Raw genomic sequence first — 18,704 nt, forward strand, 5'->3', positions numbered from 1 at the left:
TCTGCAACTGATCTTGGGTGACAGCGCGGTGAGACAACAGAGAACCAGCAGGTCACAGAAGATCGACAGGTCGTCGGCGGCGAGACCCTGCAATTCGCTCGACTCCCGGTTCCGGGCCGGGTGGACTGGTCCGCATGACAACACCTCAGGAAGAGTTGCTGCCTGCCACGCGTCGCGCCCTGCTGCACCGCATCGCCGTGGCTCAGGCCGAGGGGCGGGCGCCGTCCATGGTCGCTGCGGTCGTCCGCGGTGGTCGGACGGTGTGGACCGGGGCACGGGCCTCCGTTGAGGGCCATGCTCCGGACGAGAACACGCAGTACAGGGTTGGTTCGATCACCAAGACGTTCACTGCTGTCCTGGTGCTGCGGCTGCGCGACGAGGGCGTACTGGACCTCGGTGACCCGCTGGAGAAGCACCTGCCGGGCACCGGCGCGGGGGAGGCCACGATCGCCGAACTGCTCGCGCACACCGGCGGGTTGGCGGCGGAGTCGCCTGCGCCCTGGTGGGAGCGCACCCCCGGCTCGCTGCGTCCGGAACTCGCCGATGTCCTGGGCGAGCAGCCGCACCGGCATCCCGTGGGCCGCCGCTTCCACTACTCCAACACCGGCTACACGCTCCTGGGTGCCCTCGTCGAAGAGCTGCGAGGTGCCCCCTGGGAGGAGGTGCTGCGGCGCGAGGTACTCGAACCGCTGAGCCTGCACCGCACGAGCGGCGACCCGCAGGCGCCGCATGCGGGCGGCTGGGCCGTACATCCCTGGGCGGACGTGATGCTGCCGGAGCCCATCGAGCACCTCGGACGCATGGCGCCGGCCGGACAGCTCTGGTCCACCACCGGGGACCTCTCCCGCTTTGCGGCGTTCCTCGCGGGCGGCGACGACCGAGTGCTGAGCGCCAAGTCCCTGCTGGAGATGCGGACGCCCGCCGCGCCGGCCGAGGCGGCGGATGTGGCGGCAGGCGTGGCGTACGGACTGGGCATGCAACTCCAGCAGCGCGACGGCCGCTTCCTCGTGGGGCACAACGGGTCCGTGCCGGGCTTCCTCGCGAGCCTCACGATCAGTGTGGAGGATGATGTGGCGGCCGTCGTACTGGTCAACTGCACGTCAGGCCCCGTCGCGTCGAACGTCGCCGCCGACCTTGTCCACATCGTGGCGGAGGCCGAGCCGCGGATTCCCGAGCCGTGGCGGCCGCTGCCCGAGGTCGACCGGTCCGTGCTGGAGTTGGTGGGGCAGTGGTACTGGGGCACGCAAGCCTTCGCGCTGCGGCTCGTGGCCGGCGGGGGTCTCTCGCTGGATTCTCTGTCGGGCAACGGCCGCCTCGGTGCGCGTTTCAGGGCGAACGGTGGCGGCATGTGGACCGGACTCGACGGCTATTTCGCGGGTGAGTCTCTGCGGGCCGTAAGGAGGCCCGACGGGTCCGTGGACCATCTGGACCTCGGCTCGTTCGTGTTCACGCGGCAGCCGTACGACGAGGGGGCCTCGGTGCCGGGTGGGGTGGACCCTGAGGGATGGCGCGGGATCTCGTAGACCCTCAGAGGGGCAATTTGAAGCCCACGTGAGAGGCCTCGAAGCCCAGTCGCTCGTAAAACCGGTGGGCGTCGGTGCGGGTGGCGTCGGAGGTGAGCTGGACCAGTCGGCAGTCCTGGCGCCGGGATGTGTCGATCGCCCACTGGATGAGCCTCGTGCCGAGGCCGCTGCCGCGCTCGTCGGCGTGGATGCGGACACCTTCGATGACCGATCGGGTGGCACCCTTGCGGGACAGTCCGGGAATGATCGTGAGCTGGAGGGTGCCGACGACGCGGCCCTCGCGTACGGCGACGACCACGTGCTGATTCGGGTCGCCGCTGATGCGCTCCAGGGCTGTGAGGTAGGGCGTCAGGTCGTTCGGTGACTCCCGCTGGGCGCCCAGGGGGTCGTCGGCGAGCATGGTGACGATGGCGGAGACGTCGTCGGCGACCGCCGGGCGTATTTCAAGATCTCCCATGGATGCAGCCTATGCGGGTGTGCTCAGTGACTGGACGACCAGGACGAGGGCGGTCGGTGGGGCACAGATAGCACGAGCAGGCGCACGGCGAGGCCCTCAGCCCGCCGCCACCGTCACAGGAGCGAACCGCCGGGTCCAGTCGCCCGGCAGTTCGGCGACCCCATAGGTCATCACCGCATTGAAGGCCACGGAGGCCAGCCCGCGGTCTTTCACCCACGTCAGCAGCTCGGCGTGGCGCACGTCGATGTCGGTACGCACGGCGCGGTCGGTGCGAGCGGCCAGGGAGGTGATGAGCGCCTTCGCCGTCTCCGTGTCCCGTGCGATGAGGGGGCCGACGACCTGGGTGTCCACGTTGGGCCAGGCAGCTCCGTACCCGATGATCCGACCGTTGTCCACGGCGACGTGAAGGTGGTCGGCGAACGCCGGAAGGCGCGTGAGCACATGGGTGCGGTCGACGCCGAAGACCTCCTCGTCGAGCCGGAGTATCGTGGCGACGTCCTCGGCTGTGGCCGGCCGGGTGGCGATCACAGGGGGCCTCCCGCCAGGCGTGAAGTGCCCGAGGACCATCTCCGCCCGGCCGGTGACTTTGAAGCCCAGCTCCTCATACAGAGGCTGACCGTACGGCGTCGCGTGAAGCGTCAGCGGGGTCGTGTCCGCCTCCGTGAGGACGTACTGCATCAGTCGGCGGCCGACACCCTGGCGTGCATGACGCTCGGCCACCAGAACCATGCCGATCGCGCCGAGGGCCGGGCGGCCCGTTGTGCCGTACTCGGTCACGACGCAGGCACTGACGAGGCCGCCGTCGGGGTCATCGATTCCGTACCCCTTGCCTGCCGTGAGAAGCAGCCCCCATTTGTGCTCCTCGCGGGGCCACCCCCGATCCTCGGACAGGTCGGCGCAGGCGGTGAGATCGCGAGGTGTCAGGCGGCGGATGGGCAGAGCGGCGAGGGAAGGTGTCGGCACGCAGGTCAGGCTGTCTGACCTGCGCCCCTGCCGTCCACCCGTTTGCGGGGATGTGCACGGGCTTTTGGCCAGGTGTTCAAGACGACGGCGAGAGGACAGGTGTTTCACGTGAAACAACGAGCAGGCTCGTCGTGCCGACGGCACTTGGTCTCCCGCACTGGGCACAGCGCCAGCCTTGGCCCTTATGGTCCGGCCGGTAGTGCGGCGCTTCGCTGTCTGGGCCACCCATGAATTGAGATGCCGCGCCCAGCAGTTGAAGAAACCTTGACTTTCGCACCCTGTGCAGATCGTGGTGAAGGAAGGGGGGACTTGTGTGTGGGACGTCTGCCGGTATGGTCGAGTCCGGTTCTTGTCCGGGGCGAGGTGCGGTCATCTCACGAAGGCATGAACGCAGGCCAATGCAGCGTAATGGGACGGAGAGATCGAAGACCCGCATTCTGCGTTAAGTGATCGGGCCGCCGGTGCACGGTGGGACGCTGCGGTGCGAGAACTGCGGTCCATCTCACTCGCCTACTCGTCCGTATCCAGCGGGAATCCGGGTTGAATGTGGCCGCTTGGCCGATGGGTCCGAACGGGCAATGCAAGGCCGTCTGCGGGGGACAGCAGGCAACCTCCCACCAGGGGGGTACGCAGAACGACCGAAAGAAGTTCGAGGCGAGGCACACCATGGACGCTCCGACCACCACGTCGGCCGATAGCGGCACGTCCGGCGGCGACGGCGTGGGCGGCTGGTTCACCCCGCGCAAAAAGTCCCCACCCACTGACGGAGAGCAGGAGACCGAGGGCAGCCGTCTGGCCGCGCTGCGCCCGCTGGGCCGGTCTACAGAGGGTGAGCCCGCATCTGGCGGCGACCTCCCTGCGGCGGGCGGAAGCGCCGGTATCGAGGAACGACTACCGGACGAGGGCGAGCCGGCATCCGCCGAGGCCCCGGCGCCCCAGGCGCTTCTCCAGCAGGAACGTGTACCCGCCCAACGCTCCGCCCCCGCTCCCCAGGCCTCCGCCTCCCCGGACGCCGTGCTCATCCGGCACACCATGGCCGAGATCACCCCGGTCGCCGACAAGGTCACGTCCTACTTCTACGCCCTGCTCTTCGTGCGGCATCCCGAGCTGCGTCCGCTTTTCCCGCCGGCGATGGACACCCAGCGCGATCGCCTCCTCAAAGCTCTGCTGATCGCGGCCGAACACATCGACAACGCCCCGGTGCTGGCCGATTACCTGCAGAATCTCGGACGGGGACACCGCAAGTACGGCACCCGGCCCGAGCACTACCCGGCCGTCGGTGAGTGCCTCATCGGGGCGCTGAGCCGGTTCGCCGGCGCCATCTGGGACGAAAGGACCGAGGCGGCCTGGGTACGGGCGTACACCACCATCTCCCAGGTGATGATCGACGCGGCGGCCGAGGACGAGCTGCGCTCCCCGCCCTGGTGGATGGCCGAGGTCGTCTCGCACGAACTCAGGACGCCGGACGTCGCGGTCATCACCCTCAGGCCCGACCAGCCGTATCCCTTCCTCGCCGGGCAGTACACGAGCCTGGAGACCCCCTGGTGGCCGCGGATATGGCGGCACTACTCGTTCGCCTCGGCGCCCCGCTCCGACGGCTTGCTGTCGTTCCATGTGAAGGCGATCCCGGCAGGCTGGGTGTCCTCTGCCCTCGTGCACCGGGCTCGCCCCGGCGACGTCGTACGACTCGGGCCGCCGGCGGGTTCGATGACCGTCGACCACACCACCGACAACGGACTGCTGTGCGTCGGCGGCGGCACTGGCATAGCGCCCATCAAGGCGTTGGTCGAGGACGTCGCAGAGCACGGCGAGCGGCGTCCCGTCGAGGTGTTCTACGGCGCACGCGCCGATCACGACCTGTACGACATCGACACGTTGCTGCGGATGAAGCAGAGCCACTCATGGCTGGAGGTCCGCACGGTTGTGGACCGCCACGGGCTCCTGCAGCTCCCCGACGCCGTGCGCGAGTTCGGACCGTGGAACGAGTACGACGCGTATCTCTCGGGTCCGCCCGGCATGATCCGCAGCGGGGTGGACACGCTCAGGGGCATCGGCATCCCCTGGAACCGCATACGGCACGACTCGGTGGAGGAACTGGTCGCGGCAGCGGACTGAGGCTCGTCGGATTCAGCCCAGGTCGGGCGCGTGCATCGCCCGGACGCCCTCGATGTTCCCGTCGAGGTAGTGCCGCAGGGACAGGGGTACGAGGTGGACGGATGCGATACCGACCCGTGTGAACGGCACGCGCACGATCTCGTACTCGCCCTGAGGTTCGTCGACCTCGGGTCCGTGCCGCTGGGAGGTGTCCATGGATTCCAGTCGGCAGACAAAGAAGTGCTGCACCTTCACGCCGGTCGCGCCGCCGTCCTCGCCGATGTGCTCGACGGTGTCCACGAAGCAGGGCACCACATCGGTGATCTTGGCACCGAGTTCCTCGTGTACCTCACGATGGAGCGCGTCGACGACGGTCGTGTCATCGGGCTCGACCCCGCCACCCGGTGTGAGCCAGTAGGGATCGACGCCTGGCTTGGTCCGCTTGATCAGGATCAGGTCGTCGCCATCGAGCAGGATGGCGCGGGCGGTGCGCTTGACCACGGGTCGGACGGTCATGGGAGAAATGTGGCCCGGTTGGTTCCACGTGAAACATCGCGCAGCCCCGGAAAGACGTCGTCATCGCCCCCGACACGTGTGCCGTACGCACAAGCAGCCTCCGGTGCTATGACCAGTCCGAGGCCGCCCGCAGCAGCCGCTCGTGCGCCCGCGCGATGTGCGGCATGGCCAGTGTGCCGGTCCGCACCGCCAGGAAGTACGTGCGCAGCGGGGGCACCGCCGGTTCGAGGAGCGCCACGACGGCACCGCGCTCCAGGGCGGACGCGCACAGATAGCGGGGCAGTACGGCCAGGCCCGCGCCGGTGACGGCGCAGGCGAGGACCGCACGGAGGTCGGGCACGATGACGGTGCCCGAAGCGGCGGGCCGGGAGTCGAAGACGGAGGCCCAGTAGCGGGCGACGAAGGGCAGCGACTCGTGCACCTCGACCACCGGGAGGTTCTCCAGTGCGTGAGCGTCCTTGCGACGCAGCTTGGCCGCACTGACATGGGAAGCCCAGCCCGGATCCGCGATCAGCACGTGTTCCTCGTCGCAGAGCGCAGTCGCGGTGAGCAGAGCGCCACGCGGCCGCGCCGTTGTGATGGCCAGATCGTGGTGTCCGGCGGCAAGCCCCTCCAGCGTCTCCTCGGCATTTCCGAACGACGCCCGCAACGCAAAGCCCTGCCCGTGCTCCCCGGTCAGCTCGGTGAGGGCGGGCAGGGCGCGCTCGGCGGTGAATTCCGGTGGCCCGGCGAGGTGCAGGGTGCGTAAGGAGGAGTCCTCGTCCAGCCCGGTCTCGGCGATTTCGACCAGGGCATCGAGATGGGGGGCCGCTTTGTGGGCGAGTTCGTCGCCGATCGTCGTGGGGGTCACCCCGCGCGCCTGGCGCAGGAACAGGGGGCGGCCCAGCTGCTGCTCCAGCGTGCGTATCTGCGAGGTCACGGCCGGCTGCGAGAGACCGAGCAGCGCGGCGGCGCGGGTGAAGGAGCCGGCCCGGTGCACGGCGACGAACGTGCGCAGCAGGGCCAAGTCCATGGTGCTCCCCTCTCCTCCCCTCCCCGGAGCGCCCAACTATAAATAAGTCGATAGGCCCCTGTCGCTACTGTGATTGGACACTGACACAGAGTCAACTAGCCTTGTTGGCACGGTTCTTCGCGCGCAGAACCGGGGGCGGTCCGAGCCACGAGGGGGGGAGGTTCGGACCGCCCGACACACGTAGCGGGGTACCAGTCGGTAACCGCCGGCTCGTCAGCGCGCCGGCCTCGTCAGCGCGCTGACTCGTCAAGAGCGCGCAGCACATCGGCCACCAGGTCGTCGCTGTCCTCCACGCCCGCCGAGAAGCGGATGAAGCCCTCGGCAACCGCGTCCCCGCCCCACCGGCCGCGCCGCTCGGCGGTGGACCGTACCCCGCCGAAGCTCGTCGCGTCGTCCACCAGGCACAGTGCGTCGAGAAAACGATCTGCACGCGCGCGCGTGGGCAGCGAGAACGACACCACACACCCGTAGCGCCGCATCTGCTGCGAGGCGACCTTGTGGGCCGGATCGTCGGGCAGTCCCGGATGGCGCAGCCCGGACACCTCGGGTCGTCCTTTCAGTGCTTCGGCGACGGCCAACGCGTTGGCGCTCTGTCGGTCGGCGCGCAGATGCAGCGTGGCCAGCGAGCGGTGGGCGAGCCATGCCTCCATGGGCCCCGGGATCGCTCCGGCGATCTTGCGCCAGCGTCGTACCGCCGTCATCAGCCCCGCGTCGCCGCTCACCACGTACCCCAGCAGGAGGTCGCCGTGTCCGGTGAGTTGCTTGGTGCCGCTGGCCACGGCGAAGTCGGCACCCAGTTCCAGCGGCCGCTGCCCGAGCGGGGTCGCCAGGGTGTTGTCGACGGCGACGACGCACCCACGCGCGTGTGCTGCCTCGGTGAGCCGCCGGATGTCGCACACGTCGAGGCCCGGGTTCGACGGCGTCTCGATCCACAGCAGCTTCGCGCCGTCGAGAACGTCGAGTTGCGCGTCGCCGGCCGTCGGTGCGGTACGTACCTCGATGCCGTACGCCTCCAGTTGCTCGCGTACCAGCGGCAGTGCCTGATAGCCGTCGTTCGGCAGTACCGCGACATCACCGGCGCGGAGCTGGGAGAAGAGGACGGCCGAGATGGCGGCCATGCCGGAGGAGAAGACGAGCGTCCCGGCGTCGTCCTGGCCCGGAGCCTCCAGCTCGCCTATGGCACGCTCCAGGAGGGTCCAGGTGGGGTTCTCGTCGCGGCCGTAGGTGTAGGGGCCCGTGGGGTCGCCCGGCAGGTGGTAGTGGGCGGCGAAGACCGGGCCCGGGAGGGTGGGCTCGTGCTTGACGGGCTCGGGCAGCCCTGCCCGTACCGCACGCGTGCCGTCGCCGAAGACCGCCGAGTCGCTCATGCCGCCTGTCCTTCCACATGCTCCCGTACGACGGCGAGCAGGCCGGGGCTCGCCGCCTCCAGCATCTCAAGGCACTCCTCGAAGCCGTCCATGCCCCCGTAGTACGGGTCCGGTACGTCGAGGTCATCGCCCGCGGCGGGGTCGTAGGAGCGCAGCAGCCGGACTTTCGCGGCGTCCTCCGGAGTGGGCGCGAGACGGCGCAGGGCCCTCAAGTGGCCGGAGTCGAGGGCGATCACGAGATCGAGGCGCGCGAACCAGGAGACCTGGAACTGCCGGGCAACGTGCTCGCTCCCGTAGCCGTTCGCCTCAAGAACGGAGACGGTGCGCGGATCGGCGCCGTCGCCCTCGTGCCAGCTGCCCGTGCCCGCGCTGTCGACCTCGATCTCGCTGCCGAGCCCGGCATCCTCCACGCGCGCGCGAAAGACGGACTCGGCCATCGGGGAACGACAGATGTTGCCGGTACAGACGAAACAGACACAGTAGGTCATAACGGGGTTCTCAGTCGTTGTCGGGCAGGACGACGTGGAGGGCCCAGGAGACGATCGAGATGATCAGGCCGCCCAGGACCGCGGTCCAGAAGCCCTCGACATGGAAACTCAGGTCGAGTTTGTCGGCCAGCCATGAGGTGAGCAACAGCATCAGTGCGTTGATCACCAGGGTGAACAAGCCGAGGGTCAGGATGAACAGGGGGAAGGTCAGCAGCTTGACTATGGGCTTGACCACGGCATTCACCAAGCCGAACACAAGTGCGACGAGCAGGAGTGTCCCGACTTTCTGGCCCGTGCTGTCACCGGTCAGAATGATCTTGTCGAGGACCCATACGGCGACCGCCAGGGCACCTGCGTTGGCGATCGTCTTGACTACGAAATTCTTCATGTGTCTGATCGTGGCAGACGAGATCGGGCAGCAGCACTGGGGCAAGGGGCGGACAAGGGCGATGAAGGCATTCCGGCTGGACGAACTGGAGGCGGAGCGCGCCGCCAACGACGGTGCCTACCTGCAGTTTCTGCGTGAGCGGAACATGTCGGTCGGTCTGTACGCGCTTGATGCCGGCGAACAGGACCCACAGAATCCGCACAAGCAGGACGAGGTCTACTTCGTCGTGAGCGGCCGGGCCTCGCTCACGGTCGGTACGGAGACGACGCAGGTGGCGCGTGGCAGCGTGGTGTACGTGCCCGCCGGGGTGGCCCACAAGTTCCATCACATCACCGAGGATCTTCGGGTCCTGGTGGTGTTCTCTCCGCCCGAGAGCTGAGGCGGCCCCGGGATTCCCTAGGGGAACGATCAGGGACGGACAAGGGGCGCGAAGCCCCCGGACCCACCCGGTTCCGCCCTAGCATCGAAGGCGGGACAACACAGGACCCCGACGCAGGCCCCGAACACGGGGCACCGGGGGGCGACAAAGTAAGGACAAGGGCGATGCGGGAGATCTTGGCGGGATTGCCGTGGTGGGTGAAGTGGGTCGCAGTGCCGATCATCGCCCTGGTCGTGTTCGGCGGCCTGATACTGAGCGTGCTGCAGTTCGTCGTGGCCCTGCTCTTCAAGGTGCTGGTCTTCGTCGCGCTGGTGGGCGGGCTCATCTATGTCGTCCGGAAGTTCATGGCGAGCTCGTCGTCGCGCAGTGACTGGTGAGTCGTCAGCGTGCGGCGTGCAGTGACACGGAACCGGGTGAGCCGCCGGTAACGGTCGAGGTACCAACAGGAACCCGAGGTTCGCTCGGGGGAGGGAAGTTTCCCTGCGGGGCCGTCCGCGGGGGATGACGGACCGTTAAAGTCCGGAGCTCGCTGCGGGGGCGACCCCGCGGGCGGCGCACATCCCTCCCGTGTTCCCTCGCACGGGCGGCCCTCCTCGTGCTTCGGGAGTGACCCTTGGCCACGGCTGACACCGTACCCGCCGATCCGCAGATCCGGCCCGCGACGCCCACCAGGGCCCCGGCTCCCCCTGTGCAGCCCCGTACATCACCCGGGGAGCCGCCCGTCCGATCGCCGGAGCCCCGTTCGTCCCGCATCGAGACAGCCCCGGCGGTGCGCGTTCCCTCCCCGAAGCGGCCTCCGGCGCCGGCCGCGGAGGCACATCCCACCACCCTCATCGGCTCGGTGCAGCGCGCGATGCGGCTGCTGGAGGCCGTGGCCGCACGCCAGCACGGGGCGCCTGCCAAGCAACTCGCCCGGGACGCCGGACTCGCGCTGCCCACGGCGTACCACCTGCTGCGCACGTTGACGCACGAGGGCTATCTGCACCGGGACAAGGGGCTGTTCTTCCTCGGTGAGGCGGCCGAACGGCTGAGCAGCAGCGGGGCACAGCAGAAACGTCGCAGCACGGTGAGCGACGTCCTCGCGCACTGGAGGGACATCATCGGAGCTCCCGTGTACTACGCGGTCTACCGCGAGGGCGAGATCGAGGTCATGTGCGTCGCCGACAGCCCGGGAAATCCAGCGGTCGAGGAGTGGGCCGACTTCCGTGAGACCGGGCACGCGCACGCCGTCGGACAGTGCCTGCTGTCGCAGCTCGGTGAGGAGGCGCGGAGCGATCACCTCGACCGCTATCCCGTGCAGGCGATCACTCCGTACACGGTGCGTGACGAGCAGGCCCTGTCATGGCGCCTCAACCGGATCGGACGGATGGAACCGGTCGTCGAGCGACAGGAGTACGCGCTGGGCACGGTCTGTGCCGCCCTCCCCCTCACGCTGGGAACGACCGCAGCGACCATGGCCATTTCGCTGCCCTCCCACCAGTCCGATCGACTGCTGCCCGCAGCACGGCAGTTGCAGGACGAGATCGGAAGGCTGCTGGGGACACTCGCGCTCTCTATCAGCATCTGAAAAATCACTCCTTGTGATCTCCCGTGTACTTTCAGCAAACTGCGGGCAGTGTCAGGGCTGATTCCCGGCCCGTCGACGGCAACTGACGAGGTAGGCGAATGCGCGAGTCAGTACAGGCAGAGGTCATGATGAGCTTTCTCGTCTCGGATGAGCTCTCCTTCCGGATCCCGGTGGAGCTGCGGTACGAGACGTGTGATCCCTATGCCGTGCGGCTGACCTTTCATCTCCCCGGAGACGCCCCGGTTACCTGGGCCTTCGGGCGGGAACTGCTGGTCGACGGAGTGGGGCGGCCGAGCGGCGACGGTGACGTGCACATCGCGCCCGCCGATCCGGAGGCGCTCGGCGAGGTACTGATCCGGCTTCAGGTGGGCTGTGACCAGGCGTTGTTCCGGTCCGGAGCAGCGCCGCTCGTGGCCTTCCTTGACCGTACGGACAAACTGGTGCCGCTGGGGCAGGAGCGTTCCCTCGCCGACTTCGAGACACACCTCGATGAGGCTCTGGACCGCATCCTCGCGGAGGAGCAGAGCGCGGGCTGAGCCGCGTGCCTTGGGGGTGCCGTAACGCTTCTGCGTGCAGCTGCCAGGACTCCGTACACCGGTCTCACTGCTTACGGCGGCGCCCCCTGCCCGCGCGTGCCGGTGCCGCGGCCGCCGCCGACTGAGGACTCGGGCGATCGGCCGAGACCACCAGCGCGGCCAGGGCAGTGGTCACCGGGACCGAGGCCACGAGGCCGATCGAGCCGACGAGCGTACGGACGATCTCCTCGGCGACCAGTTCGCTGTTGGCCACCGTGCCGACGCTGCTCTGCGCGATCGAGAAGAGCAGCAGCAGGGGCAGCGCGGCCCCCGCGTAGGCGAGGACGAGCGTGTTGACGACCGAAGCGATGTGGTCGCGGCCAATGCGGATGCCGGCGCGGTACAGGCCGCGCCAGCCCATCGACGGATTGGCCTCGTGCAGCTCCCAGACCGCCGAGGTCTGGGTCACCGTCACGTCGTCGAGCACACCGAGTGAACCGATGATGACGCCCGCGAGCAGCAGACCGCTCATGTCGATCGACGGGTAGAGGCCGTGGATCAGGCCTGTGTTGTCGTCCGTGTTGCCGGTCAGCGAGGCCCAGCCGATGAACTGCGAACCGAGCACACCGATCAGCAGCAGCGAGACCAGGGTGCCGAGCACGGCCACCGAGGTGCGGGCGGACAGACCGTGACACATGTAGAGCGCGATCAGCATGATGGCGCTTGCTCCGACCACCGCCACGACCAGCGGATTCGAGCCCTGCAGGATGGCGGGAAGGATGAAGAACGTCAGCACCAGGAAGCTGATGGTGAGCGCGACCAGCGCCATGACGCCGCGCATGCGGCCCACCGCCACGACGGCGAGCGCGAAGATCCCGGCGAGCAGCGTCATCGGGAACTTCCGGTTCACGTCGGTGACCGAGTACTGCAGGTCCTTGGGCGCCGAGGGCTCGTACGCGACCACGACTTCCTGGCCCTGCTCCAACTGCCGTGACTGGTCGGGCTGGACGATCTCTGTGAAGGTGCGGCCCTTGTCCTTGCCGGTGTCGACCGTGATCGTCGCCTTCGTACAGGTGCCGTTTGCCTGCTGCTGAGCGGATGAGCCCTCGGCGGTCGAGGTGTCGCCGGTCGGGGGTGTCCCTGAGGCGTTCACGGACTTGCAGTCCACCTTCTCGACCTTGGTGACCGTGGCCTGGTGGGTCTGGCGGTCGAAGCCCACGCCGGTGCGCTCGTGCGGTGGGGCGCCGCCGGGCCAGAGCACCACGAGGCCCACGACGACCGCTGTCGCGAAGGGGATCAGCACGGCGGCGATGACCTTGCGCAGGTGCCGGGAGACGGGGGTGGCGGGGCCGTGGCTGTGACTGTGGGAGTGCCCATGGCTCCCGCTGGAACCCGGGCCGTGGCCTTGCCCCTGCCCGCCACCAGGACCGTGGTCGCCCGCAGCGCCGTGTCCATGGCCGCGTTCAGGGCTGGATCCGCGCGGGGGCTCCGAAGGTGGGAGCGGGGGCTGTCGCATCGTGGTCACCGACCGATCATCGCAAGAACGGCGGAGGCCCACTGTTCACCGCGCCACATCTGACGTTAGCGTAGACGCACCTTTGCACACGCGGGAGCTCGGAGCACCGGGCTGAGAGGGCGCTGACCTCCGCACAAGCGATGTTTCACGTGGAACATCGCCGGGCGGAAATCGCTGCGTCGACCGCTGAACCTGTTACCGGGTAATGCCGGCGTAGGGAGTTCGGTCTCATGACCAACAAGGACGCACACACACCTGCCTCCAGCCAGATGAACGGGGCGTTCACTGCATCTCAGGGCGAAAAGCCGCAGGGGGAGGGGAAGCCCATCGGCTGGCACAAGGCGTACGTCGAGGGATCACGCCCCGACTTGCGGGTGCCGGTCCGGCAGGTGCACCTCACCAACGGGCAGTCGGTCACGCTGTACGACACATCAGGTCCGTACACCGATCCGGGCATCGACACCGACGTTCGCAGGGGGCTCCCCGCTCTCCGGGAGAACTGGATCCTCGCTCGCGGAGACACCGAGGAGTACGCGGGCCGCCCCGTCCGGCCCGAAGACGACGGGATCAAGCACACGTCACCGCGTGGTGGGCTGCGCAACCTCGACGCGGTGTTCCCGGGGCGGCCCAGGCAGCCGCGCCGGAGCCGTGAGGGCAAGGCTGTGACGCAGCTCGCATACGCGCGGCGCGGAGAGATCACCCCCGAGATGGAGTTCGTGGCCGTCCGGGAGAACGTCCTGCCCGAGGTCGTCCGCGAAGAGATCGCGGCGGGCCGGGCCGTGCTGCCCGCGAACGTGAACCACCCCGAAACCGAGCCGATGATCATCGGTAAGCGGTTCCTGGTCAAGGTCAATGCCAACATCGGCAACTCGGCGGTCACCTCCTCCATCGAGGAGGAGGTCGAGAAGATGACCTGGGCGACCCGTTGGGGCGCCGACACGGTCATGGACCTGTCCACGGGACGCAACATCCACACCACGCGTGAGTGGGTGCTGCGCAACTCCCCTGTCCCCATCGGCACGGTGCCGCTCTACCAGGCGCTGGAGAAGGTCGACGGCAGGGCCGAGGAACTGACCTGGGAGATCTACAAGGACACGGTCATCGAGCAGGCCGAACAGGGCGTGGACTACATGACGGTCCACGCGGGCGTGCGCCTGCCCTATGTACCGCTGACGGCCAACCGCAAGACCGGCATCGTCTCGCGCGGCGGCTCGATCATGGCGGCGTGGTGCCTGGCGCACCACAAGGAATCGTTCCTGTACGAGAACTTCGAGGAACTGTGCGAGATCCTCGCCGCATACGACGTCACATACTCGCTCGGTGACGGCCTGAGGCCCGGTTCGATCGCGGACGCCAACGACGAGGCGCAGTTCGCGGAGCTCGGCACGCTCGGGGAACTCAACCGGATCGCGAAGCGTTTCCACGTACAGACCATGATCGAGGGCCCGGGGCACGTCCCGATGCACAAGATCAAGGAGAACATCGACCTTCAGCAGGAGATCTGCGATGAAGCGCCGTTCTATACGCTCGGCCCGCTGACCACCGACGTCGCGCCGGCGTACGACCACATCACCTCAGGCATAGGTGCCGCGATGATCGCGTGGTGGGGCACAGCGATGCTCTGCTACGTCACGCCCAAGGAGCACTTGGGCCTGCCCCATCGTGACGACGTCAAGACGGGCGTCATCACCTACAAGATCGCGGCCCATGCGGCGGACCTCGCCAAGGGACACCCCGGCGCACAGGAGTGGGACGACGCGCTGTCGGACGCCCGCTTCGAGTTCCGCTGGGAGGACCAGTTCAACCTGGCCCTCGACCCCGACACGGCCCGCGAGTTCCACGACGAGACGCTGCCCGCTGAGCCCGCCAAGACGGCCCACTTCTGCTCCATGTGCGGTCCGAAATTCTGTTCGATGAAGATCTCCCAGGACATCCGCCGCGAACACGGCGGATCCCAGGCCGAGGTCGAGGCGGGTATGGCTCAGAAGTCGAAGGAGTTCGCGGCGAGTGGGAACCGGGTGTATCTGCCGGTCGCGGACTGAAGCCCTGCCTGGGAACGGTCCGTGCTTCCGGGTGGCTTCACGGCCGTCCGAGAGCACGGGCCGCTTGCCAGCGGCAGGCTGTTCGGAATCAGGGAGGTACGACCGGCTCCTGTGCGCGCTCCCGGCTGTCCGCACCGCAGCAGGACGCCCACGGCCGGAGCGATGCTCCCGGGCGGCCGCCGAGGCCGGAGTAAGGCGGCTCCGGCAGGGCGGTCTCCGGTGCGTCACTCCGGCTGGTTCTCCGGACCTCCGAAGTCCGGGCTTGTGAAGTCCGGGCTGGAGAAGCGGGGGCGGTGGCCCGCTCCGGGGCCGCCCTCGGGGCTGCTGAAGCCCGGGCGGTTGTAGCCGAGGGTCGGGATGCGGCTGGGCGGGGTGGACGGGACCGTCGGGCTCATGGCGCCGGCGCCCGGGGCGGTGAGGGCCTCGCGGAAGAACGGCAGGATGCCGCGCTCCAGCAGGGCCTCCAGCCAGGCTTCCCTCGCCCGGGCCACCTCGTCGTCCAACTCACGCTGGGCTCCGGCGTCCAACGAGGTGGCGCCGTTGCGCAGGGCGGTGAGAAGGAGGCCGACGGCGGCCACGAGGATGGCGGCCGCCGTGATCGCCCCGAAGACCCACCCGGTCGTGGTGAGGGTCTGGGCGATGCCCGGCTCGGGGTCGAGCATCTTCAGGACGTACCCCACGAGCAGGAAGATCGCCGCGGCGGTACCGGCAAGGACGGGAGCGAGGACGGCGACGACTGCTCCGGCGCCCGCCCCGGCCGTCTCGGTGGTCTCTCCCCTGGTGGTCGCGAGCCCCACCGCGGCGCCGCCCGGCTCGGCCGAGCCGGAGGTGCCTTCGCGGGAGGACGGGGTGGACGGCGCCGGGTGGCGCAGTTCCTCGCGGACCTTCACGTAGTACTCGTATTCGGTCGCCGCGGCAGCTGTGATGAGCCCGGTGGCGTTGAGCGCCATGGTGCGCAGTTGTTCCGGGTTGAGCCGCCGACCGACGGCGGCGAGTTCCGGGCGGTGTGGTGCGGAGCGCAGCGCCTTGCCGAGGAGCCGCTCGAAATCCTGGCGGTCCTCGCTCGGCAGGTGCTGCGGAACGCTGTTCATGTGCATCCCCCGATGCTCCGTAGGGCTTGGGGCTCGGCATGCTGACGAGCCGTCGGGCAGAAACGGAGGGGAGCCTGCTACGGATAAGCCGATGGTAGAGCGATGAAGGTACGCGGTGACAGGGGGTTTCCAGAAAATGGCCCCTGGCCAGCACAGTTCTTCGACGGTGCTCCGTGGGGGGACGCCTGCCCAGAGAACGTTCAGCTATCCAGCGGCAGTTGCTGGACCAGCAGCTTTCCGGCCATGGTCACTCCGCCGTCCATGGCGATGGCCAGTCCGTCCGCATAGATGTGCGGTCCATCGACCACGGGCCCCGACTCGTCCTCGCCGTCCTCCGAGCCGACCTCGCCCAGGAGGTACGGGATGGGGCTGTGGCCGTGGACGATGCGGGTGCCGCCGTAGACGTCGAGGAGCGACCGGACGGCGTCGGCACCGCCCTCGTCGCGGAAGGAGAAGCGCTTGGTGAACTTGCGGAAGAGGTCCCAGACCTCGTCCGCGTCGTTGCGGGCGATGGTCTCGCGGACGGTGTCGTTGACCGCCTCGATGGAGTCGCCGTAGTCGAGATAGGCGGTGGTGTCGGAGTGCACCAGCAGGTGGCCGTCGACCTGCTCCATGGCGTCCAGCCGGGCCATCCACTGCAGATGGTGGTCCTGGAGGCGGTCCATGTCGGTCTTCTGGCCGCCGTTGAGCAGCCAGGCGGCGTGGAAGGTGGCGGTGCCCGCGCCGGAGTTGACGGGGGTGTCGCCGAACCGTTTCGCGCCGAGCAGCAGCAGTTCGTGGTTGCCCATGAGGGCCTTGCAGTAGCCGCCGGCCGCGGCCGCCTCGGCGGACAGCCGCATCACGAGATCGATGACGCCGATGCCGTCCGGGCCCCGGTCGGTGAAGTCGCCCAGGAACCACAGCCGTGCGGTGCCCGCCGACCAGTTGCCCGCGGCGTCGAGGAGACCCTTCTCCTGGAGCGCGGCGACGAGCTGGTCGAGGTAGCCGTGCACATCTCCGACGACGTAGAGGGGACCCTGCCCGGTCTCGGGCTGGGCGGCCCCCGCGGCCTCGGGGACGACGGAGACCAGAACGGTGTCTCCCCGGTTGATCACGGGCAGATCGCGCTGGGTGGGCGTGTACCCCTCCGGGTAGTCCTCGGACTCGTCGCGGGGTGGGACCACCTCGCCCGGGTGTGTGCCGTGCGCGTAGGGACCGGCCTCGTGGACGTACGCGGGTACGCGGAAATCGCGCACCGTCGGCGTCCGCACCTCGGGTCCCTGACCGGCCCCCTGAGTCATCGACCCCTCCACCACCATCGCCCGCATCTGCACCTGATCGGACTGCCTGGTCGTGGCGGCCCGCGGTGTCGTGCGCCCATCATAGGAACGCGGATCGCGCCATGTGATGACCCAGGGGTGGTGAAATGGCGCAGGACCCCGGTTCACCACGGTTTTCTCCCGAATTGGGCGGGGCTCTCCCTGCCCAGTTCCTCATCGGATCCCCGAAGGGCCCTCACTGGATCCTCGTTCGGTGGTCACCTCTCCTCGGGTGACCGGGGCGGGCTGATCGTCGTGCGCGGCGAACGTCGCTCGGAAGAGGTCCGCACGATCAGCTCCGTGGGTATCACCTGCTCGACCGGCTGGTCCGACTTCACTCCTTCGATGGCGTCGATGAGCAGCTGGACCACCGCCGTGCCGATCCGGCGCGGTTTCAGGGACAGCGTGGTGATGGGTGGCTCGGTGCTGGCGTACACGGTGGACTCGCTGCAGCAGACCAGCAGCAGGTCCTCGGGGACGCGCAGGCCGTATCGCCGGGCCGCGGCCAGCAGATCGGTGCCGTTCGGGTCGAAGAGACCGTAGACGGCGTCCGGGCGGTCGGGCCGGGCCAGCAGCCGGTCGGCGGCCACCGCTCCGGCGCACGGATCGTGCGCCGGGTAGGCCTCGTACACCGGATCCTGGCCGACTCGCTCGCACCAGCGCAGGTACGCGGTCGTGGACAGACGGGTGTACGTGTCCGTCGTGGTGCCCGTCAGGAGGCCGATCCGGCGGGCGCCGGCGTCCGCCAGGTGGTCGAGGATGCCCAGGACTGCGGCCTCGTGGTCGTTGTCGACCCACGCGGTGACCGGCAGTGAGCCGGCCGGGCGGCCGTCGGAGACAACCGGTAATCCCTGGCGGACCAGCTCGCCGACCACGTGATCCTCGTCGGACGGGTCGATGACCACGGTGCCGTCCAGGGCCACGTTCGACCACACGTCGTGGCGCGAGGTCGCGGGGAGGATGACCAGGGCGTAGCCCCGGGCGAGCGCGGCCGAGGTGGCGGCCCGCGCCATTTCCGCGAAGTACGCGAACTCGGTGAAGGTGAAAGGTTCATCCCCGTACGTGGTCACGGTCAGGCCGATCAGCCCGGACTTCCCCGTACGAAGTGTTCGGGCCGCGGCCGACGGGCGGTAGCCCAGCCGGTCGGCGACCTCACGGACATGGCGTCGGGTGGCGTCCGGGAGCCGGCCCTTGCCGTTGAGGGCGTCGGACACGGTCGTGATGGAGACCCCGGCCGCGGCGGCCACGTCTCTGATGCCCGCCCGGCCCGGCCGACTGCCTCGGCGGGGAGTGTCTGCCCGGCTCACCTGATGCTTACCTGCTGCTGTCATGGCGAGCCGATAGTAGGGCTCATGCGGTGGGGTAGTGCGGACGCATATGCGCTCGTTGACAGGTACGTTTCTGCAAGGTCAATCTCCATCAATTACCTTGGAACACAAGGGACTTGACTCAACCAATATCAGTAGGTGACTTGTCGGCGTGCAAGGG

At 68.7% G+C, this 18,704-nt stretch carries 18 protein-coding genes; 7 read left to right on the forward strand and 11 right to left on the reverse strand.

The genetic code is table 11. From position 1 onward, the window contains the following. Positions 1-134 precede the first annotated feature (134 nt). Positions 135-1,523: a serine hydrolase domain-containing protein gene (locus tag IE262_RS28945; protein ID WP_189877806.1), complete on the forward strand. Its 1,389-nt coding sequence runs from the start codon at positions 135-137 to the stop codon at positions 1,521-1,523. 4 nt (positions 1,524-1,527) lie between these two features. Here IE262_RS28945 and IE262_RS28950 read toward each other — a convergent pair whose 3' ends face one another. Continuing rightward, positions 1,528-1,980 carry a GNAT family N-acetyltransferase gene (locus tag IE262_RS28950; protein ID WP_134038096.1) on the reverse strand — a complete coding sequence of 151 codons (453 nt, stop codon included), beginning with the start codon at positions 1,978-1,980 and terminating at the stop codon, positions 1,528-1,530. Positions 1,981-2,076: 96 nt separating this feature from the next. Further along, positions 2,077-2,943: a GNAT family N-acetyltransferase gene (locus IE262_RS28955; RefSeq protein WP_134038093.1), complete on the reverse strand. Its 867-nt coding sequence runs from the start codon at positions 2,941-2,943 to the stop codon at positions 2,077-2,079. A 666-nt stretch (positions 2,944-3,609) separates the two neighbouring features. Between IE262_RS28955 and IE262_RS28960 the strand changes: the two genes are divergently transcribed. Beyond that, on the forward strand, positions 3,610-5,058 hold the full coding sequence (locus IE262_RS28960) for a globin domain-containing protein (protein WP_189877808.1): 1,449 nt from the start codon (positions 3,610-3,612) through the stop codon (positions 5,056-5,058). A gap of 12 nt (positions 5,059-5,070) precedes the next feature. Here IE262_RS28960 and IE262_RS28965 read toward each other — a convergent pair whose 3' ends face one another. From IE262_RS28965 to IE262_RS28985, 5 genes are all read right to left on the reverse strand, one after another. Further along, positions 5,071-5,553 (reverse strand): NUDIX domain-containing protein, encoded by a 483-nt coding sequence (locus tag IE262_RS28965; RefSeq protein ID WP_134038088.1) that lies wholly within the window; start codon positions 5,551-5,553, stop codon positions 5,071-5,073. 106 nt (positions 5,554-5,659) lie between these two features. Continuing rightward, positions 5,660-6,565 carry a LysR family transcriptional regulator gene (locus IE262_RS28970; protein ID WP_189877810.1) on the reverse strand — a complete coding sequence of 302 codons (906 nt, stop codon included), beginning with the start codon at positions 6,563-6,565 and terminating at the stop codon, positions 5,660-5,662. A 230-nt stretch (positions 6,566-6,795) separates the two neighbouring features. Next, positions 6,796-7,932 carry a cystathionine gamma-lyase gene (locus tag IE262_RS28975; protein ID WP_189877812.1) on the reverse strand — a complete coding sequence of 379 codons (1,137 nt, stop codon included), beginning with the start codon at positions 7,930-7,932 and terminating at the stop codon, positions 6,796-6,798. Further along, positions 7,929-8,420, reverse strand: coding sequence for a low molecular weight protein-tyrosine-phosphatase (locus IE262_RS28980; protein WP_189877814.1), 492 nt, complete (start codon positions 8,418-8,420; stop codon positions 7,929-7,931). Before IE262_RS28980 ends, IE262_RS28975 begins: the two co-directional genes overlap by 4 nt. 10 nt (positions 8,421-8,430) lie before the next feature. Next, positions 8,431-8,808: a phage holin family protein gene (locus IE262_RS28985; RefSeq protein ID WP_134038076.1), complete on the reverse strand. Its 378-nt coding sequence runs from the start codon at positions 8,806-8,808 to the stop codon at positions 8,431-8,433. A 61-nt stretch (positions 8,809-8,869) separates the two neighbouring features. Between IE262_RS28985 and IE262_RS28990 the strand changes: the two genes are divergently transcribed. The 4 genes from IE262_RS28990 to IE262_RS29005 all read left to right on the forward strand — a co-directional run bounded on the left by IE262_RS28990 (position 8,870) and on the right by IE262_RS29005 (position 11,290). Beyond that, positions 8,870-9,187: a cupin domain-containing protein gene (locus tag IE262_RS28990; protein WP_134038621.1), complete on the forward strand. Its 318-nt coding sequence runs from the start codon at positions 8,870-8,872 to the stop codon at positions 9,185-9,187. A 164-nt stretch (positions 9,188-9,351) separates the two neighbouring features. Beyond that, a complete protein-coding gene (locus IE262_RS28995) occupies positions 9,352-9,564 on the forward strand; it encodes a DUF5326 family protein (RefSeq protein WP_134038074.1) in 213 nt (70 codons plus the stop codon). A gap of 392 nt (positions 9,565-9,956) precedes the next feature. Next, positions 9,957-10,754 carry an IclR family transcriptional regulator gene (locus IE262_RS29000; protein WP_229877556.1) on the forward strand — a complete coding sequence of 266 codons (798 nt, stop codon included), beginning with the start codon at positions 9,957-9,959 and terminating at the stop codon, positions 10,752-10,754. Between the two features lie 98 nt (positions 10,755-10,852). After that, positions 10,853-11,290, forward strand: coding sequence for an SsgA family sporulation/cell division regulator (locus IE262_RS29005; protein ID WP_134038071.1), 438 nt, complete (start codon positions 10,853-10,855; stop codon positions 11,288-11,290). 64 nt (positions 11,291-11,354) lie between these two features. On the opposite strand, the gene IE262_RS29010 is transcribed toward IE262_RS29005, so the two are convergent. Continuing rightward, on the reverse strand, positions 11,355-12,794 hold the full coding sequence (locus tag IE262_RS29010) for a YibE/F family protein (protein ID WP_189877816.1): 1,440 nt from the start codon (positions 12,792-12,794) through the stop codon (positions 11,355-11,357). Between the two features lie 221 nt (positions 12,795-13,015). Between IE262_RS29010 and thiC the strand changes: the two genes are divergently transcribed. After that, positions 13,016-14,827, forward strand: a complete 1,812-nt coding sequence (gene thiC, locus IE262_RS29015) for a phosphomethylpyrimidine synthase ThiC (RefSeq protein WP_229877557.1) — start codon at positions 13,016-13,018, stop codon at positions 14,825-14,827. A 224-nt stretch (positions 14,828-15,051) separates the two neighbouring features. Here thiC and IE262_RS29020 read toward each other — a convergent pair whose 3' ends face one another. From IE262_RS29020 to IE262_RS29030, 3 genes are all read right to left on the reverse strand, one after another. Continuing rightward, positions 15,052-15,924, reverse strand: a complete 873-nt coding sequence (locus IE262_RS29020) for a hypothetical protein (RefSeq protein WP_189877818.1) — start codon at positions 15,922-15,924, stop codon at positions 15,052-15,054. A gap of 194 nt (positions 15,925-16,118) precedes the next feature. Continuing rightward, positions 16,119-17,213 carry a metallophosphoesterase gene (locus IE262_RS29025; RefSeq protein ID WP_268249588.1) on the reverse strand — a complete coding sequence of 365 codons (1,095 nt, stop codon included), beginning with the start codon at positions 17,211-17,213 and terminating at the stop codon, positions 16,119-16,121. A 221-nt stretch (positions 17,214-17,434) separates the two neighbouring features. Then, positions 17,435-18,547 carry a LacI family DNA-binding transcriptional regulator gene (locus tag IE262_RS29030; RefSeq protein WP_134038058.1) on the reverse strand — a complete coding sequence of 371 codons (1,113 nt, stop codon included), beginning with the start codon at positions 18,545-18,547 and terminating at the stop codon, positions 17,435-17,437. Positions 18,548-18,704: the final 157 nt, after the last annotated feature.

Source organism: Streptomyces bluensis (assembly GCF_014650715.1).
In the GTDB taxonomy this organism is placed as follows: Bacteria; Actinomycetota; Actinomycetes; order Streptomycetales; family Streptomycetaceae; genus Streptomyces; species Streptomyces bluensis.

Coding starts and splice junctions, on each gene's coding strand:
- IE262_RS28945 (WP_189877806.1), top strand. CDS start 135: ATGACAACACCTCAGGAAGAGTTGCTGCCTGCCACGCGTCGCGCCCTG.
- IE262_RS28950 (WP_134038096.1), bottom strand. CDS start 1,980: ATGGGAGATCTTGAAATACGCCCGGCGGTCGCCGACGACGTCTCCGCC.
- IE262_RS28960 (WP_189877808.1), top strand. CDS start 3,610: ATGGACGCTCCGACCACCACGTCGGCCGATAGCGGCACGTCCGGCGGC.
- IE262_RS28965 (WP_134038088.1), bottom strand. CDS start 5,553: ATGACCGTCCGACCCGTGGTCAAGCGCACCGCCCGCGCCATCCTGCTC.
- IE262_RS28970 (WP_189877810.1), bottom strand. CDS start 6,565: ATGGACTTGGCCCTGCTGCGCACGTTCGTCGCCGTGCACCGGGCCGGC.
- IE262_RS28975 (WP_189877812.1), bottom strand. CDS start 7,932: ATGAGCGACTCGGCGGTCTTCGGCGACGGCACGCGTGCGGTACGGGCA.
- IE262_RS28980 (WP_189877814.1), bottom strand. CDS start 8,420: ATGACCTACTGTGTCTGTTTCGTCTGTACCGGCAACATCTGTCGTTCC.
- IE262_RS28985 (WP_134038076.1), bottom strand. CDS start 8,808: ATGAAGAATTTCGTAGTCAAGACGATCGCCAACGCAGGTGCCCTGGCG.
- IE262_RS28990 (WP_134038621.1), top strand. CDS start 8,870: ATGAAGGCATTCCGGCTGGACGAACTGGAGGCGGAGCGCGCCGCCAAC.
- IE262_RS28995 (WP_134038074.1), top strand. CDS start 9,352: ATGCGGGAGATCTTGGCGGGATTGCCGTGGTGGGTGAAGTGGGTCGCA.
- IE262_RS29005 (WP_134038071.1), top strand. CDS start 10,853: ATGCGCGAGTCAGTACAGGCAGAGGTCATGATGAGCTTTCTCGTCTCG.
- thiC (WP_229877557.1), top strand. CDS start 13,016: ATGACCAACAAGGACGCACACACACCTGCCTCCAGCCAGATGAACGGG.
- IE262_RS29020 (WP_189877818.1), bottom strand. CDS start 15,924: ATGCACATGAACAGCGTTCCGCAGCACCTGCCGAGCGAGGACCGCCAG.
- IE262_RS29030 (WP_134038058.1), bottom strand. CDS start 18,547: ATGACAGCAGCAGGTAAGCATCAGGTGAGCCGGGCAGACACTCCCCGC.